The organism is Thioclava sp. JE_KL1 (assembly GCF_009296265.1).
Taxonomy (GTDB): Bacteria; Pseudomonadota; Alphaproteobacteria; order Rhodobacterales; family Rhodobacteraceae; genus Thioclava.
In genome coordinates, this window is record NZ_WBJS01000010.1 from 12,930 (window position 1) to 28,008 (window position 15,079).

Annotated in this window: 15 protein-coding genes; 14 read left to right on the top strand and 1 reads right to left on the bottom strand. The window is 65.5% G+C overall.

Features of this window, described 5'->3' with window-relative positions; genetic code table 11:
- Positions 1-10 precede the first annotated feature (10 nt).
- From F8R15_RS17150 to F8R15_RS17215, 14 genes are all read left to right on the top strand, one after another.
- The gene (locus tag F8R15_RS17150; RefSeq protein ID WP_078521273.1) at positions 11-1,651 is read left to right on the top strand and encodes a BCCT family transporter; all 1,641 of its coding nucleotides are present in this window, start codon (positions 11-13) and stop codon (positions 1,649-1,651) included.
- Between the two features lie 105 nt (positions 1,652-1,756).
- Complete coding sequence (locus F8R15_RS17155; RefSeq protein ID WP_253732718.1) at positions 1,757-2,503, top strand: energy-coupling factor ABC transporter ATP-binding protein; 747 nt, start codon at positions 1,757-1,759, stop codon at positions 2,501-2,503.
- Complete coding sequence (locus F8R15_RS17160; protein WP_152845395.1) at positions 2,478-3,092, top strand: energy-coupling factor transporter transmembrane protein EcfT; 615 nt, start codon at positions 2,478-2,480, stop codon at positions 3,090-3,092. Before F8R15_RS17155 ends, F8R15_RS17160 begins: the two co-directional genes overlap by 26 nt.
- 1 nt (position 3,093) lies before the next feature.
- The gene (locus F8R15_RS17165; protein ID WP_078542375.1) at positions 3,094-3,639 is read left to right on the top strand and encodes a biotin transporter BioY; all 546 of its coding nucleotides are present in this window, start codon (positions 3,094-3,096) and stop codon (positions 3,637-3,639) included.
- A gap of 10 nt (positions 3,640-3,649) precedes the next feature.
- Positions 3,650-4,585, top strand: a complete 936-nt coding sequence (locus tag F8R15_RS17170) for an asparaginase (protein ID WP_368731088.1) — start codon at positions 3,650-3,652, stop codon at positions 4,583-4,585.
- An 83-nt stretch (positions 4,586-4,668) separates the two neighbouring features.
- Positions 4,669-6,117: a DUF2252 domain-containing protein gene (locus F8R15_RS17175; RefSeq protein ID WP_152845396.1), complete on the top strand. Its 1,449-nt coding sequence runs from the start codon at positions 4,669-4,671 to the stop codon at positions 6,115-6,117.
- A gap of 103 nt (positions 6,118-6,220) precedes the next feature.
- Positions 6,221-7,210 (top strand): LacI family DNA-binding transcriptional regulator, encoded by a 990-nt coding sequence (locus tag F8R15_RS17180; RefSeq protein WP_253732728.1) that lies wholly within the window; start codon positions 6,221-6,223, stop codon positions 7,208-7,210.
- Between the two features lie 134 nt (positions 7,211-7,344).
- Positions 7,345-8,013 carry an amino acid ABC transporter permease gene (locus F8R15_RS17185; RefSeq protein ID WP_078600727.1) on the top strand — a complete coding sequence of 223 codons (669 nt, stop codon included), beginning with the start codon at positions 7,345-7,347 and terminating at the stop codon, positions 8,011-8,013.
- Position 8,014: 1 nt separating this feature from the next.
- Positions 8,015-8,671 carry an amino acid ABC transporter permease gene (locus tag F8R15_RS17190; RefSeq protein ID WP_078521256.1) on the top strand — a complete coding sequence of 219 codons (657 nt, stop codon included), beginning with the start codon at positions 8,015-8,017 and terminating at the stop codon, positions 8,669-8,671.
- A 35-nt stretch (positions 8,672-8,706) separates the two neighbouring features.
- The gene (locus F8R15_RS17195; RefSeq protein ID WP_152845397.1) at positions 8,707-9,534 is read left to right on the top strand and encodes a transporter substrate-binding domain-containing protein; all 828 of its coding nucleotides are present in this window, start codon (positions 8,707-8,709) and stop codon (positions 9,532-9,534) included.
- A 59-nt stretch (positions 9,535-9,593) separates the two neighbouring features.
- Positions 9,594-10,337, top strand: a complete 744-nt coding sequence (locus F8R15_RS17200) for an amino acid ABC transporter ATP-binding protein (RefSeq protein WP_078542369.1) — start codon at positions 9,594-9,596, stop codon at positions 10,335-10,337.
- Complete coding sequence (locus tag F8R15_RS17205; RefSeq protein WP_083078229.1) at positions 10,334-11,284, top strand: NAD(P)-dependent oxidoreductase; 951 nt, start codon at positions 10,334-10,336, stop codon at positions 11,282-11,284. The genes F8R15_RS17200 and F8R15_RS17205 overlap by 4 nt, the downstream gene beginning before the upstream one ends.
- 12 nt (positions 11,285-11,296) lie before the next feature.
- Positions 11,297-12,235 (top strand): sugar kinase, encoded by a 939-nt coding sequence (locus F8R15_RS17210; RefSeq protein ID WP_253732720.1) that lies wholly within the window; start codon positions 11,297-11,299, stop codon positions 12,233-12,235.
- Positions 12,225-12,956 carry a hypothetical protein gene (locus F8R15_RS17215; RefSeq protein ID WP_152845398.1) on the top strand — a complete coding sequence of 244 codons (732 nt, stop codon included), beginning with the start codon at positions 12,225-12,227 and terminating at the stop codon, positions 12,954-12,956. The genes F8R15_RS17210 and F8R15_RS17215 overlap by 11 nt, the downstream gene beginning before the upstream one ends.
- A 116-nt stretch (positions 12,957-13,072) precedes the next feature.
- Here the strand turns inward: F8R15_RS17215 and tkt are convergent, their stop codons facing one another.
- Entirely contained in the window at positions 13,073-15,079 is a 2,007-nt protein-coding gene (gene tkt, locus F8R15_RS17220; protein ID WP_152845399.1) for a transketolase, read from the bottom strand.

The following is a 15,079-nucleotide window of genomic DNA, read 5'->3' on the forward strand; positions in this document are numbered from 1 at the left end:
AGGACGGCATATGGCCGAACCTGAAGAAGTTCAGGGCATCCCTGCCCCCGAAGGGGACACACAACTGATCGAGACCGACTATGAGATCGGTCAAGACAACCTCGAAGGGCAGGTAGGGCCCTTCGGTTTCGACATTCACAACCCTGTTTTCATGATCTCGGCGTTGTCCATCGTGGCCTTCGTCTTCTATGCGCTGGCTCTGCCGGAGCAGGCGAGTTCGCTGTTTGGCGCGATGCGCCCGTGGCTGACCTCGACCTTCGACTGGTTCTTCATGAGCGCCGCGAACATCTTCGTCATCTTCTGCCTTGCCCTGATCGTCTCGCCCTATGGCGCAGTCCGTCTGGGTGGCACGGATGCGGAGCCGGACTTCACCTATATGGGGTGGTTCGCGATGCTCTTCGCGGCCGGCATGGGCATCGGCCTGATGTTCTTCGGCGTGCTCGAGCCGGTCTATCACATGGCGGTCTCGCAGCCTCTGGGCACGCCTTCGCCCTTCGATGCGGATGGCAACCTGATCCCGGAGAATGTCGCACGGGCCAAGGAAATGGGCCTCGCCGCGACGATCTATCACTGGGGTCTGCACCCTTGGGCGATCTATGCGGTTGTGGCGCTCGCGCTGGCGCTGTTCTCCTATAACAAGGGTCTGCCGCTGACGATCCGTTCGGCCTTCTATCCGATCTTCGGCGAGAAGGTCTGGGGCTGGACCGGCCATATCATCGACATCATCGCGGTGTTCGCGACGCTGTTCGGCCTTGCGACCTCGCTCGGCTTTGGCGCGCAGCAGGCGAATGCGGGTCTAAACCACGTGTTCGGCGTTCCGATCGACACGACGGTGCAGGTCATCCTGATCACCCTGATCACCGGCGTTGCGCTGTTCTCGGTGCTGCGCGGCCTCGATGGCGGCGTGAAGCTTCTGTCCGAGATCAACATGGGCATCGCGGCGCTGCTGCTGCTCTTCGTGCTCTTCGCGGGCCCGACGCTGATGATCTTCACCGATTTCGGTCAGGGTCTTCTGGCCTATGCGAAAGACATCATCCCGCTGTCGAACCCGATCGGGCGCACGGATGACAGCTATCGCGACGGCTGGACCGCGTTCTACTGGGCGTGGTGGATTTCCTGGTCGCCCTTCGTCGGCATGTTCATCGCCCGCGTTTCGCGGGGCCGTACCGTGCGCGAGTTCATCATCTGCGTTCTGCTGATCCCGTCGCTCGTCTGCGTGTTGTGGATGGCGGTCTTCGGTGGTGTCGCGATCGATCAGGTGATCTCGGATCCGTCCGGTTCGCTGGTGAAGGCGCAGGTCATCGATAGCTACAACCCGCCGCTGTCGCTCTTCGCGATGCTGGAGGGGCTACCGCTGGCCTCGATCACCTCGGTCATCGCGATCGTCCTGGTCATCGTGTTCTTCGTGACCTCGTCGGACTCCGGCTCGCTCGTGATCGATACGATCACCGCAGGCGGCAAGGTCGACGCACCGGTCCCGCAGCGTGTGTTCTGGGCCACTTTCGAGGGCGCGGTCGCGATCGTGCTGTTGATCGGCGGCGGTCTGAGTGCGCTACAGGCGATGGTCATCTCGACCGGTTTGCCCTTCACGCTGGTTCTGCTGGTGATGTGTTGGGCGATCTGGAAGGGTCTGCGGACCGAACCCCGGTAAGCTGACCAAGCTTTGAGACGAAGGCGCGCGGGGGAAACCTCGCGCGCCTTTCGCTATGTGCAGGGCGTCTGGAAACGCGGCGCGTCTGCGTATATGACCCGGCGCATGTCTGACGGTGCGACCCAAACCTCCGCGAGCCATATCGCGATTTCCGATCTCGGCCACGATCTTGACGGTCGTCCGGTGCTGGAGGGGATTTCGCTGGAGACCCGCGCCCGCCGCATCGGCGTTGTCGGGCGCAACGGGTCGGGCAAATCCACCCTGTCGCGATTGATGGCGGGGCTGATCGCGCCGAGCCGGGGCAGCCTGCGGATCAACGGGCACGATCTGGCCGCTGACCGGAAGGCCGCGCTGCACGAGGTCGGTATCCTGTTCCAGAACCCCGATCACCAGATCATCTTCCCGACCGTGATCGAAGAGATTTCCTTCGGGCTGCGTCAGCAGGGGATGAAGAAGCCCGAGGCCGAAGCTGCGGCCGATCGCACCTTGGAGCAGTTCGGCAAGGCGGCGTGGCGCGATGCCTATGTGACGACGCTCAGCCAGGGCCAGAAGCAGCTTCTGTGTCTGATGGCGGTGAGCGCGATGGCCCCGAACCTGCTGATACTCGACGAGCCCTTCTCGGGCCTCGACATCCCGACCAAGGCGCAGCTGGGCCGGGCGCTGACGCTCTATCGCGGGACGCTGATGCAGGTGACGCATGACCCGCGCGAGCTGGAGCATTACGACGAAATCCTCTGGCTCGACCAAGGACGGCTGCGGATGCATGGCGCGGCGCGCGAGGTGCTGCCCGTCTACGTCGAAGAGATGACCCGCGCGGGAGAGGCCGATGATATCGCTCAGCTCTCCCGTTAAGACAGCCGCCCATGACTGGCCTGCGGGTCTGAAGCTCGCAGCGCTCTGCGTGGCGACCGTGGGCCTGTTCTATATCGAGAGCCCCCTGATCCTTGCGGGCGTCGTCACGGCGATCCTGATCGCCTACACCTTGCCGGGCCGCGCCTTCCTGCGCGCGGGGCTGGCGGCGCTGAAACTGCTCTGGCCCTTCATCGTGATCGTCGCGATCTGGCAGGCGGTGATCGGCGAGCTGGTGCAGGGCGCAGTGATCGTGATGCGGATGGTCTCGGCCGTGGCTCTGGCGAACCTCGTGTCGATGACGACGCGGCTCAGTGATATGATCGCGGTCGTGCGCTGGCTGACGACACCGTTGCGCCGCTTCGGGCTGTCGACCGCTGCGCTGGAGATCGCAATCGCGCTGGTGATCCGCATGGTGCCGGTGCTGACCAACAAGGGCGGGCGCCTCACCGAGAGCTGGCGCGCCCGGGCAACCCGGCGGCCAAGCTGGCGGCTGGTGCTGCCCTTCACGCTTCTTGCGCTTGACGATGCCGACCATGTCGGCGATGCGCTACGGGCCCGGGGAGGGCTCACATCCGAGAGGGAGACTTGAGATGGAAAAGAATGTCGCGCTGATCGCGCTGTTTGCGGCCCTGATTGCAGTGCTCGCGCTGATCCCGAAAATCACGCTGGGCTTCGGGGTGCCGATCACGGCGCAGAGCCTTGGGATCATGCTGGCGGGGGCCGTGCTGGGATCGAAGCGCGGTGCGCTGGCGGTCCTGCTGTTCCTGCTGCTGGTGGCCGTGGGGCTGCCGCTGCTGGCCGGTGGTCGTGGGGGGCTTGGCGTCTTCTTCGGCCCGACGGGTGGCTTCCTGTTTAGCTGGCCGCTCGCCGCATGGCTGACCGGCTTCATCGTCGAGAAGTGGCGCTCGGTGCCGCTGGGTGCCTCGGTCTTCGTGGGGGCGATCCTTGGCGGGATCGTGCTGTCCTACGCGATGGGGATCGTCGGGCTGTCGCTGGCGCTCGGCAAGAGCCTGATCGAGAGCACCTCGCTGATGCTAGTCTTCATCCCGGGTGACATGATCAAGGCGCTGATCGTGGCTGCGCTTACGGTGTCGCTGTCGCGCGCGCGGCCTTCCAGCGTCCTGTCGCGGCACTGAGACGCGTGGCGTGGCGCTGCTTCTGATCCATACGGGCGGGACGATCGGCATGGTCGCCTCGGATGCGGGCTTCGTGCCGCAGCAGGGCGTGGTCGAGGAGTTCCTCGCCACCTTGCCCGAGGGGCGCGCGGTCGAGACCCTGCGCCTCGATCCGCTGATCGACAGCGCAAATGCCACGCCCGCTGACTGGGACCGGATTGCCGAGACCATCGCCGCGCATCACGACCGCTACGACGGCGTGATCGTGACCCACGGCACCGATACGCTGGCCTATACGGCGGGGGCTTTGTGCTTCGCGCTCGAAGGGCTGGGCAAGCCGGTGATCGTGACCGGCTCGATGCTGCCGCTGTCGGTCGAGGGCAATGACGGCGCGCGCAACCTGCGCGACGCAATCACGGCGGCAGGGCAGGCGGCGCCCGGCGTCTGGGTGCAATTCGCAGGACGCCTGCTGCACGGCGCGCGGGTCCGCAAAAGTCATTCCCGCGCCTTCGACGCCTTTGCCGCCGATCCATCCGACATCCCGCCCTGCCAGCCGGGGCCGCGCCTGACGCGCCACCCGATCCGGCCCGCCCGGGTTGCCGTTCTGGCCGTCGCGCCCGGGGCGGAGGAGAGCCTTCTGGAGCATGCCGCCAAGACCTGCGACGGGCTGGTGCTGCGCTGCTACGGCTCGGGGACTGCACCCGATACGCCCGGCGTGCGCGCAGCGCTTGCCACTGCGCAGGCCCGCGCGATCCCCGTCATCGCGGTCAGCCAATGCCCCGAGGGTGGCATGGCGCTTGGCACCTATGCGGCGGGGGCGATCCTGCGCGATCACGGGGTGATCGACGGGCGCGACATGACGCCGGAGGCGGCCTATACCAAGCTCGCCCATGTCCTCTCGCTCGACGATCCGCAGGCGCGGGTCGCGCGCCTGTCCCGCGCGCTCTGCGGGGAATACACGCCCTGATCTGAGGGGCTCACGCCGGTTTTTCGGAACGCTTTCGCTCGTCCTTCCGTTGGGAGAGCGAACCCCGAAAAGGAGCACCTCCCATGGCCGAAGGCAACAACAAGCCGAAATCTTCCAATTCGAAAGCGCAAAGCCCGAAGCGGTCGCGCAAGGCCACCGGGGTCGCGCCCGTCGAACAGCTCCAGAGCCGGGTCGAGGCCTATCGCGAGCTTGCCGAGGCCTATGTAAAATACCCCTGCGTGATGCGTCCGGGCGATCTGACCGGGCTCGCGCGTCGCCTGCATGTGCGCTCGACGATTATCGAGGATCACGCGGTGCGTATCGACGAGAAGGCCGAGGGCGCCGGCGAGAAGTTCGAGGAACTGGCGGATTCGCTGTTCTCCTTCTTCCGTGGCACCTCGCTTCTGTTCCACCGCGACATGCTGGGCGAGGATGAGCGGATGCCGACGGTGCTGGCGCTCGGGGACGTCCACCCCGAGAATTTCGGGATCATGCCCAATGCTGACAACGTGCCGATCTTCGGCGTGAATGATTTCGACGACGTGCTGTACGGGCCTTTCACCTGGGATCTGAAGCGCGGGATCACAGGCTTCCTGATCGCGGCCAAGGAAGAGGGCGATCAGAAGAAAAAGCACCGCGAGAAGATCGTGCGCAAATTCGTCGAAGGCTATCGCGACGGGATGGAATTCTACGCCCGCCACGACAAGGAGGCGAGCCAGCAGATGCGCCCGGATAACAGCCCGAAGGTGATCCAGCGGATGTTCAAGAAGGCGCGCAAGAGCCGGAAGACATGGCTCGGGGATCGCTATCTCAACGAGACCGGGCGGGGCTTCCGGGCGAATGACGAACTGACGCCGATCTCCAGCCGCATCTCGGAGTTTCAGGGCTACATCAATGACGTGGCCAAACAGAACGGGATCGATCCGGGCGGTCGCGCGGGCGAGTTGAAGGTGAAGGATGTCTGCATCCGCCACGGGCAGGGTACCGCGTCGCTGGGGCTGCCGCGCTACTATTGCCTGATCGAAGGGCCGAGCAAGGATGCGAGCGACGATCTGATCATCGAGTTCAAGCGCGCCCGCCAATCCGCGCTGGAAGGCCTCGTGCCGGAGAATGATTTCGTCGCCGGCGACAAGGGCGACCGGATCGCGCATGGCCAGCGGGTTCATCTGGCGCAGGGCGATGTGTTCTACGGAAGCGTCGAGATCGACGAGATGAGCTTCATGTCGCGCGAGCGCGCGCCGTTCCGCGACGATATCGACCTCGACGATCTTTCGAAGGGGAGCTGGCGAGACTATGCCCATGCCTGCGGTCAGGCGCTGGCGCAGGCCCATGCGCGCTCTGACGATGCGGGCGAGTTGGATTACCGGATCGAGCCGCGCATCATCGAGGCGATGCAGCCCTTCGACCTGTTCGTCGATGATCTGCTGTGTTTCGGACGCGAGGCGGTCAAGCGGCTCAAGCGCGACCACAAGTTCTTCAAGATGGATCTGAAGCGCGGCGCCTTCGACATGACGCAGAAGCACTACCGCTAGGGTCTCGCCTCTGGGTTGCGGTTGGCGAGGCGAATCTGTCGTGCTTGCGTGATCGGCTTCGTGTCGTTACTCCGCGATTATGGCGGTCAAGCGTACGACATTGATGGATGTGGCGCGGGCGGCGGGCGTGTCCCGCGCGACCGCCTCTCTTGTCATTCGTGGCTCCGATCTGGTTGCCGACAAGACGCGCGAGAAGGTCGAGAAGGTCATCGCCGAGCTCGACTACGTGCCCAATAGCGGGGCAGCCCGACTGCGCGGCCAGAAAAGCCGCACGGTTGGCGTCATCATCCCGAACCTGGTGAACAGCTTCTTCTCGGAATTCGTCGAGGGGATCGAGGCGGAGCTGGATGAGCAAGGCTATCAGGTCATGCTCGCGAGCTCGCGCGATGATCCCGAGCGGCAGTCAGGGTTGCTGCGCCGGTTGCGTGAGCACGATGCCGAAGGGATCATCCTCTTTCCCGCCGAAGGGACCGAGCCGGACACGATAGAGAAGCTGGTTGCAGCAGGCGTGCCGCTGGTGCAGGCGATGCGCCATGTCGGGCGCGATCTGAGCGACTTCGCAGGGTCCGACCACGGCCTCGCGGTGCGGCTGAGCGTGCGGCATCTGCGCGATCTCGGCCACCGGCGGATTTCCTTTGTCTCGCTCGCCGGGAAGGTGTCGACGCGGGAAGAACGTCTCGGGGCCTTCGAAGAGGAGTTGCGCGCGCAGGGGCTCGTCAATGCCGGGGTGATCGACGTGCCGCTGGAATGGGATGGCTCGCCGCAATCCGCCGCGATGCTGATGGCGCTGGAGCCGCGCCCGACCGCCGCGATCTGCTTCAACGATATTCTCGCCTCGGGTCTGCTGCGGGGGCTGTTCGACCTTGGCCTGATGCCGGGGCGCGACCTCTCGGTGGTGGGACACGATAACCTGTCCTTCATCGATCTCGGCGCGCCGCCGCGCCTAACGACGGTGCAGGTCTTCCCGCGCCAGATCGGGGCGGCCTCGGCCAAGCTGCTGCTGCGGCGGATCAAGGACCCGGGCGCAGAGCTCAAATCCGAGATCGTGACGCCCCGCCTGCGGGTACGAGACACCACCGGCCCCGTCGACTGATATCCAACAAAGACCATCACGCATCCGTGACTTGCGACTCAGGATTTAGATCGTTCTAATTAGATCGATCTAAAATACATATGTCCGATCGTTGAGGAGCGAGCAGGCATGTGGTTACACGCAGGGGAGGCGACGTGTATCACTTCAATTTCACGCCCGTATTCGAGAATTTCGACCTGCTGCTCTATGGCGCATGGTTGACCATCCGCCTGTCTTTCGCGGCGATGATCCTGGGGCTGATCGTGTCGGTTCTGGGGGCTGCCGCGCGCACCTCGCATTCCAAGGTGCTGCACGCGATTGTCGGCGCCTATGTCGAGATCATCCGCAACACGCCTTTCCTCGTGCAGATCTTCTTTCTGTATTTCGGGCTGCCCGCGATCGGGATTTCGCTCGATCCCAATGTCGCGGCGCTGATCGCGCTGGTGATCAATGTCGGCGCTTACGGGACCGAGATCACGCGTGCCGGCATCGAATCCGTACCCCATGGCCAGATCGAGGCAGGGCGTGCGCTGGGGCTCGGGCCGATCCAGATTTTCCGCTACGTGATCCTGAAACCGGCCCTGCGCAACGTCTATCCGGCGATGACGAGCCAGTTCATCTACCTGATGCTGACCTCGTCGGTCGTCTCGACGATTTCGGCGAACGATCTGGCCTCCATCGGCGCGGATCTGAACGCCAAGACCTTCGCCAGCTTCGAGATCTACCTCGTCGTGACCGGCATCTACCTTGTCCTTTCGCTGCTGTTCTCGGGGCTCTTCAAGCTCATCCAGAACGCCGTATTCAACTATCCTGCGAGCCGCTGACATGATCCGCCAATTCGGACCTTCCGACATCCTGTTCATCATCGAGGCCGTGCGCTGGACGCTTCTGCTGTCAGCCATCGCCTTCATCGGCGGCGCAATCGGCGGGCTCTTCGTGGCACTCGCGCGCAGCTCGGGCTCGAAAGCGCTGCGCCGGATCAGCGCCGGGTTCATCCGCATCTTCCAGGGCACGCCGCTCCTGATGCAGTTGTTCCTGTTCTATTTTGGGCTGACCGTGCTGAACCTGCCGATCAATCCGCTTCTGGCGGCGGCGATCGCGCTGACCTTCCATGCGAGCGCCTATCTGGGCGAGATCTGGCGCGGCTCCATCGAGGCGGTGCCGTCCGGCCAGACCGAGGCCGCCACCGCGCTGTCGCTGAGCTATCGCGACCGGATGCAGCATGTGGTTCTGCCGCAGGCGGCACGGATCGCCGTGGCCCCGACCGTCGGCTTCCTCGTGCAGCTGATCAAGGGCACCTCGCTGACCTCGATCATCGGCTTCACCGAGCTGACCCGCGCCGGTCAGATCGTCAACAACGCGACCTTCGACCCGTTCGTCGTCTTCGGGCTGGTGGCCGCGATCTACTTCATCATCTGCTGGCCGCTGTCGCTTTACGCGCGCCGTTTGGAAGGGCGGATGCGCCTCGCATTCACCCGCTGATTTTTCACCCGCTTCAGGTTTAGGAGGAGTAATCCATGAAGTTTCTCAAGACAGTTGCAACGGCGGCCCTGACGGTCGGCGCATTGATGGCAGGCCACGCGCAAGCCACCACGCTCGATCAGGTCGAGAAGGCTGGCGTTCTCAAGGTCGGCATGCTCGTCGATTTTCCGCCCTTCGGTCTGATGGGCACCAGTGGCAAGCCCGAGGGCTATGACGCCGACACCGCCAAGGCGCTCGCCGATTACCTCGGCACCAAGATCGAGATCGTTCCGGTGACCGGCCCGAACCGCATCCCCTATCTGCTCTCGGGTCAGGTTGACGTGCTGGTTGCCTCGCTGGGCATCACGCCCGAGCGCGCCAAGCGGGTCGATTTCTCGCGCCCCTATGCCGGGATCGAGATCATGGTCTACGGCAAGAAGGATGAGAAGGTTTCCAAGCCGGCTGATCTGTCGGGCGAGTCGGTCGGCGTCGTGCGCGCCTCGACGCAGGATGCGGGCGTGACCAAGGTCGCCCCCGATGACGCCACGATCCGCCGCTTCGATGACGATGCGGGTGCGGTGCAGGCGCTGCTTTCGGGTCAGGTGCCGCTGATCGGCGTATCGAACGTCGTGGCCGCCCAGATCGAGAAGGCCGCGCCGGGTCGCTTCGACGAGAAGTTCCCGCTCTCGAGCCAGGTTCAGGGTATCGCGGTCGAGCCGGGCGCAGACAAGCTTCTGGCGAAGATCAACGCGTTCGTCGGATCCGCGATGAAAGACGGCACGATGGACAAGATCTCCGAGCAGTGGCTCGCGACGGACATCCCCGATTTCGTCCGCAACGGCTCGGTCGAGGAAGCCGCGACGCCGAAATCTGCCACGAACTGATCTCACTTCATATCCGGCGCAGCCCCCGCGCTGCGCCGGATCACCCTACAAGGCATCCCATGACACAAGCACAGCAGCCCGCCGTCGAGATGCGCGGCGTCACCAAGTTCTTCGGTGCGTTTCAGGCGCTGAAGTCGATCGATCTGACGGTCGAACAAGGCGAGCGGATCGTGGTCTGCGGTCCGTCCGGCTCCGGCAAATCGACCCTGATCCGCACGCTCAACCAGCTCGAAGAGATTCAGGACGGCAAGATCACCGTCGACGGGATCGAATTGACGGCTGGCGGCGAGAACGTCGCCAAGGTGCGTCGCGATGTCGGGATGGTCTTCCAGCAATTCAACCTGTTCCCGCATCTGACGGTTTTGCAGAACTGCACGCTCGCTCCGCTTAAAACGGGACGTGCGGATAAGGCCACGGCAGAGGCGACCGCGCGCAAATATCTGGAGCGCGTGAAGATCCCGGAGCAGGCCGACAAGTTTCCCGCCCAACTCTCCGGCGGCCAGCAGCAGCGAGTCGCGATTGCGCGCGCGCTCTGCATGGAGCCGCGGATCATGCTGTTCGACGAGCCGACCTCGGCGCTCGATCCCGAGATGGTCAAGGAAGTGCTCGACACGATGATCGATCTGGCCCGCGAAGGCATGACGATGCTCTGCGTCACCCACGAGATGGATTTCGCCCGCGCCGTTGCCGACCGCGTGATCTTCATGGAGCAGGGCGCGATCATCGAGGAAGGGCCGCCAGCGGAGTTCTTCGGCAATCCGAAATCCGAGCGTCTGCGCAACTTCCTGGGGCAGATCTCATGAAGGACGAGGCCAAAGCGAACCCGTCGATCCTCGCGCTGATCGAGTTGAAGCCCGCCGACATGATGGAAGCGTTCTGCGCCGAGCATCCGGTCACCCGCGATGCCGAGGCCCGCGACGGCATCGAGGTCGTGCTGACCAGCGGCGCGCGCGGTCTCTCGGGCGAGGAGATCGACGAATTTCCCGACCTGCGCCTGATCGCGGTCAATGGCGTTGGAACCGATGCGGTCGATCTGGATACGGCGGTCGCGCGCGGCATCCATGTGACGACCACGCCCGACGTGCTGTCGGAGGCAGTGGCCGAACTGGCCCTGGGTCTTGCGATTTCGGTACGGCGCCGGATCGGCGAGGGCGAGCGGCTGCTGCGCTCCGGCGGTTGGTCGAACGGACAGAAACCGCGGCTGGGTCAGGCGCTGACCGGTTGCCGGGCGGGTATCCTCGGCTATGGCCGGATCGGGCGGGCGCTGGCGGATATGCTCCGCGCGCTGGGGGTCGAGGTGATCTACCACGCGCGCAAGCCCCATGATGACGCCCCCGAGGCATGGCGCCCCGACGCCCGGACGCTGGCCGCCGAAAGCGATGTCCTGTTCGTCACGCTCTCAGCCACGCCCGAGACGCGGTATATCGTCGATGCGCCGGTGCTGGAGGCGCTGGGCTCCGAGGGCACCTTGGTCAATGTCGCGCGCGGCTCGGTCGTCGATAGCGCGGCGCTGGCGGCGGCCTTGCATGGCGGCACGCTGGGCTCGGCTGCGCTCGACGTCTTCGAGGTCGAACCTGTCGCGCCCGATGGGGCGGAGGACGGTCTTCTGCGCGCGCCCAATACGCTCTTCACGCCGCATATCGCCTCGGCCACGAACGAGGCGCGGCGCGCGATGGCGGAGCTGGTGATCGCCAATATCGACGCCTATCTGGCCGGAAGCCCGCTTCCGAGCCCGGTAACGCCTGCCTGACCGGAGCCTCACATGCTGGACTTTCTCTGCATCGGCGAGCCTCTCGCCGAATTCACCAACGATCCCGCAACGCCCGATCTGTTCCATCGTCGCCTCGGCGGCGACACGCTCAACGCGGCGATCTATCTCGCGCGGCTGCGGCCTGATCTGCGGGTCGGCTATCTCTCGCGGCTGGGCGAAGACGGGATGAGCCGCTGGATGCGCGACACGATTGCGCGCGAAGGCGTCGAGATCGAGGGGATCGGGGCCGAGGCCAATGGCAGCCCGGGGCTGAGCTTTATCGCCACCGATGCCACGGGCGAGCGCAGCTTCACCTATTGGCGCGATCAGGCGCCGGCGCGCCGGATGTTCGGCGCCGACGGGACTGAGGTCGCGGCGCTCGGTCAGGCGCGCGTTCTGCTGTTCTCCGGTATCACTCTGGCGATCCTTCCCGAGGAGGCGCGTGCGCGGCTGCTGGCGGAGCTCGATGCGCTGCGCCAGCGTGGCGTCACGGTCGCCTATGATACGAATTACCGCCCGCGGCTCTGGCGCGACCGGGCCGAGGCGGCGGAGTGGACGGAGCGCGCCTTGGCGGTGACGAGCCTCGCGTTGCCGTCGTTCGACGATCTCGCGGCCCTGTGGGACGAGACCGATCCCGAGGCGGTCATGGCGCGCTGCGAGACACATGCGCCGGGGATGATCGTGCTGACGACCGGTGGCGGCACCGTGCTGGCGCGCGACGCATCGGGTAAGGCGCTACGGGTTGCGCTGCCCAAGCCCGTCGCGGCCGTCGACACCACCGCCGCAGGCGACAGTTTCGACGCCGCGCTTCTCTCGGCCCTGCAACGCGGCATGCCGTTGGAGGCGGCAATTCTCGATGGCGCACGGCTCGCGAGCTGCGTCGTCCGTTATCCCGGCGCGATTATCCCGCGCGACGCTATGAAAGAAGAGGTTGCACACCATGCAGCGTGACCAAATCGCAAGCGCAGCAGAAACTCTGGCCGCCGCGAATGACGGCGAGACGCTCGACGCGCTGAACCCGCTCCCGGAAAGCCCGGCGGAGGCCTATGCGGTGCAGGCCGAAAGCCTGCGCCATCTCGGTCCGGTGGGCGGCTGGAAACACGCGCTTCTGGGCGGGCGCGACCTCTCTTGCGCGCCGGTTCTGGATCGAGCGATCCACCCGTCGGGGACGACCCTCGCCGTCGCACCCCATGCCCGGCTTGAGCTGGAGATCGCGGTGCGGCTGCGCGCCGATATTTCGCCCAAGGCCAAGCCCGCCGAGATTCTGGATGCGATCGGCAGCGTTCATATCGCTTTCGAGGTGCTGCAGTCGCGTTTCACCGCGCTCGAAAAGCAGCCGCCGCTGGCGCAGATGGCGGACCGGTTCTCGAACCAGGCGATCGTTCTGGGCGACGAGGTTCCTGATTGGCAGAGCCGCGATCTGACGCGCCTGCCGCTTGCGATCGGCACGCCGTCCGATCCGCCCACGATGGCCGCGGGCATGTCGCTCTCCGAGATCGTGTGCTTCCTCAGCTTCCTTGCCGAGCGGGCCGCCGTCATCGGGCCGGGACTGCGGGCGGAGCATTGCATCGTCACCGGTGCGCGCATCGGTCCGCAACCTTTGCCCGCGGGCGCGGAGGTACGTGGCGGGCTAGAGGGCTGTCAGGTTTCGATGACCACGCGGGCGCTCTGAACGCCCAAGCACGCTGTGGTTTGTCGGCGGCAAAAAAAAGCCAGCCGCGAAGGATCGAGCGCCGCCTCAACGGCTGAGGAAAAAGCGCGGGCCTGTCGCTCAGGCCCGCGCCACCTTCAGCCTGCGATCAGCGCCTTGGCGCGCGCAACGATCGCATCTTTGGCGATACCGAACTCGGCATAGAGCCGCTCCGCCGGAGCGGAGGCGCCAAAGCCCGGCATGCCGATCACATCCGCTTCGCGCGCGACGTAGCGGGTCCAGCCGAAGGCCGATGCGGCCTCGACAGCGATCCGGGGGGCGGTGCCGAGAACTTCGGCCCGGTAGTCCTCGGACTGCGCGTCGAACAACTCCCAGCATGGCATCGAGACCACGGCGACATTAACGCCGTCCGCATGCAGCGCCTCTGCGGCCTCCACTGCCAGCGATACCTCGGTCCCCGTCGCGAGAAGCGTTACATCGCGGCCCTCCCCGAAGGAGCGGATCACATAGGCGCCGCGCGCGGTCAGGTTTTCATCCCCCGCGCCCCGCAGTTGCGGCACCCCTTGCCGCGACAGCGCCAGCAAAGACGGCGTGCCTGTCGACCGGATCGCGAGGTCCCATGCCTCCAGCGTCTCTACCGCATCCGCTGGGCGGAACACGTTGAGATTGGGGATCGCGCGCAGCGAGGCCAGATGTTCGACCGGCTGGTGCGTGGGGCCGTCCTCGCCCAGACCGATGGAGTCGTGGGTCATCACATAGGTGACGCCAAGCCCCATCAAGGCGGACAGGCGGATCGCGTTGCGCGCGTAATCCGAGAACACGAGAAACGTGCCGCCATAGGGTTTGAAGCCGCCATGCAGCGCGAGACCGTTCATTGCCGCCGCCATGCCGAACTCGCGCACACCGTAGCCGATATAGCGGCCCGGTTGGGCGGCGGTGTAGGAAGAGTCGACCGCGGCAACGCGCGTCAGGTTGGAGCCGGTGAGATCGGCGCTGCCGCCGATCATCGCGGGCACCGCCTTGGCGAGATGCTCCAGCGCGATCTGCGAGGCTTTGCGGGTCGCGACCGATTGCGGTTTCTCGAACAACTCGGCGCGCGCAGCCTCGACGGCGGCGGCGTAGCCTTCGGGCAGCTTGCCCTCGACGCGGGCGGTGAACTCGGCGGTTTTGCCGGAGGCGGCGAGGGCGTCCTCCCATTCCGCGCGGGCCTGCGCACCGCGGGCTCCGATGGCGGCCCAGGCTGCAGCGAGGTTCTCGGGGATATCGAACGGCGCGGCGTCCCAACCGAGCGCCTGCTTGGCCAGCGCGCCTTCCTCGTCCCCGAGCGGGGCGCCATGCGCCTTCGCCGTGCCCGCCCGGTTCGGTGAGCCGAAGCCGATCACTGTCTTCATCGCGATCAAGCTGGGCCGCGCGGTCTCGGCCTTCGCGGCCGCCATAGCCTCGTCGAGCGCCTTGGCGTCATGCCCGTCGCAGCGGATCACATGCCAGCCACAGGCCGCAAGCCGCGCTGGGACATCTTCCGAGAAGGACACCGAGGTCGGCCCGTCGATGGTGATGTCATTGTCGTCGTAAAGAAGGTTCAGCTTGCCCAGCCCGAGATGCCCCGCAAGCGAGATCGCTTCTTGCCCGATCCCTTCCTGCAGGCACCCGTCGCCCAGCATCACCCATGTGCGGTGATCGACGAGGCCGGAGAACTCGGCGGCCAGCGCGCGCTCGGCCAGCGCCATGCCGACAGCGGTCGCCAAGCCCTGTCCCAGCGGACCGGTCGTCGTCTCGACGCCCTTCGCATGGCCCCATTCCGGGTGGCCTGCGGTGATCGACCCCCACTGCCGGAAATTGCGAATCTGGTGGCGCGTCATGTCTTCGTAGCCGGTCAGATGCAGCAACCCGTAAAGCAGCATCGAGGCATGGCCGTTGGACAGAACGAAACGGTCGCGATCGGGCCAGTCGGGGGCCGAGGCGTCGAATTTCAGATGGTTGCGAAACAGCACGGTGGCCGCGTCGGCCATGCCCATCGGCGCACCGGGATGGCCGGAATTGGCAGCATTCACCGCATCGATGGCCAACGCCCGCAGGCAATTGGCGAGGGCAAAGTTTTCAGGGTCGATAGCGGCTTTGGCCGCAACTTGAGCGTGATCGAGCAT

Bases quoted from the DNA above. Each gene is read 5' to 3' on its own strand.
- F8R15_RS17215 (WP_152845398.1), top strand. From the start codon at position 12,225: ATGCAGCGTGACCAAATCGCAAGCGCAGCAGAAACTCTGGCCGCCGCG.
- F8R15_RS17175 (WP_152845396.1), top strand. From the start codon at position 4,669: ATGGCCGAAGGCAACAACAAGCCGAAATCTTCCAATTCGAAAGCGCAA.
- F8R15_RS17200 (WP_078542369.1), top strand. From the start codon at position 9,594: ATGACACAAGCACAGCAGCCCGCCGTCGAGATGCGCGGCGTCACCAAG.
- F8R15_RS17205 (WP_083078229.1), top strand. From the start codon at position 10,334: ATGAAGGACGAGGCCAAAGCGAACCCGTCGATCCTCGCGCTGATCGAG.
- F8R15_RS17150 (WP_078521273.1), top strand. From the start codon at position 11: ATGGCCGAACCTGAAGAAGTTCAGGGCATCCCTGCCCCCGAAGGGGAC.
- F8R15_RS17155 (WP_253732718.1), top strand. From the start codon at position 1,757: ATGTCTGACGGTGCGACCCAAACCTCCGCGAGCCATATCGCGATTTCC.
- F8R15_RS17165 (WP_078542375.1), top strand. From the start codon at position 3,094: ATGGAAAAGAATGTCGCGCTGATCGCGCTGTTTGCGGCCCTGATTGCA.
- F8R15_RS17195 (WP_152845397.1), top strand. From the start codon at position 8,707: ATGAAGTTTCTCAAGACAGTTGCAACGGCGGCCCTGACGGTCGGCGCA.
- F8R15_RS17160 (WP_152845395.1), top strand. From the start codon at position 2,478: ATGATATCGCTCAGCTCTCCCGTTAAGACAGCCGCCCATGACTGGCCT.
- F8R15_RS17180 (WP_253732728.1), top strand. From the start codon at position 6,221: ATGGATGTGGCGCGGGCGGCGGGCGTGTCCCGCGCGACCGCCTCTCTT.
- F8R15_RS17190 (WP_078521256.1), top strand. From the start codon at position 8,015: ATGATCCGCCAATTCGGACCTTCCGACATCCTGTTCATCATCGAGGCC.
- tkt (WP_152845399.1), bottom strand. From the start codon at position 15,079: ATGCTCGATCACGCTCAAGTTGCGGCCAAAGCCGCTATCGACCCTGAA.
- F8R15_RS17210 (WP_253732720.1), top strand. From the start codon at position 11,297: ATGCTGGACTTTCTCTGCATCGGCGAGCCTCTCGCCGAATTCACCAAC.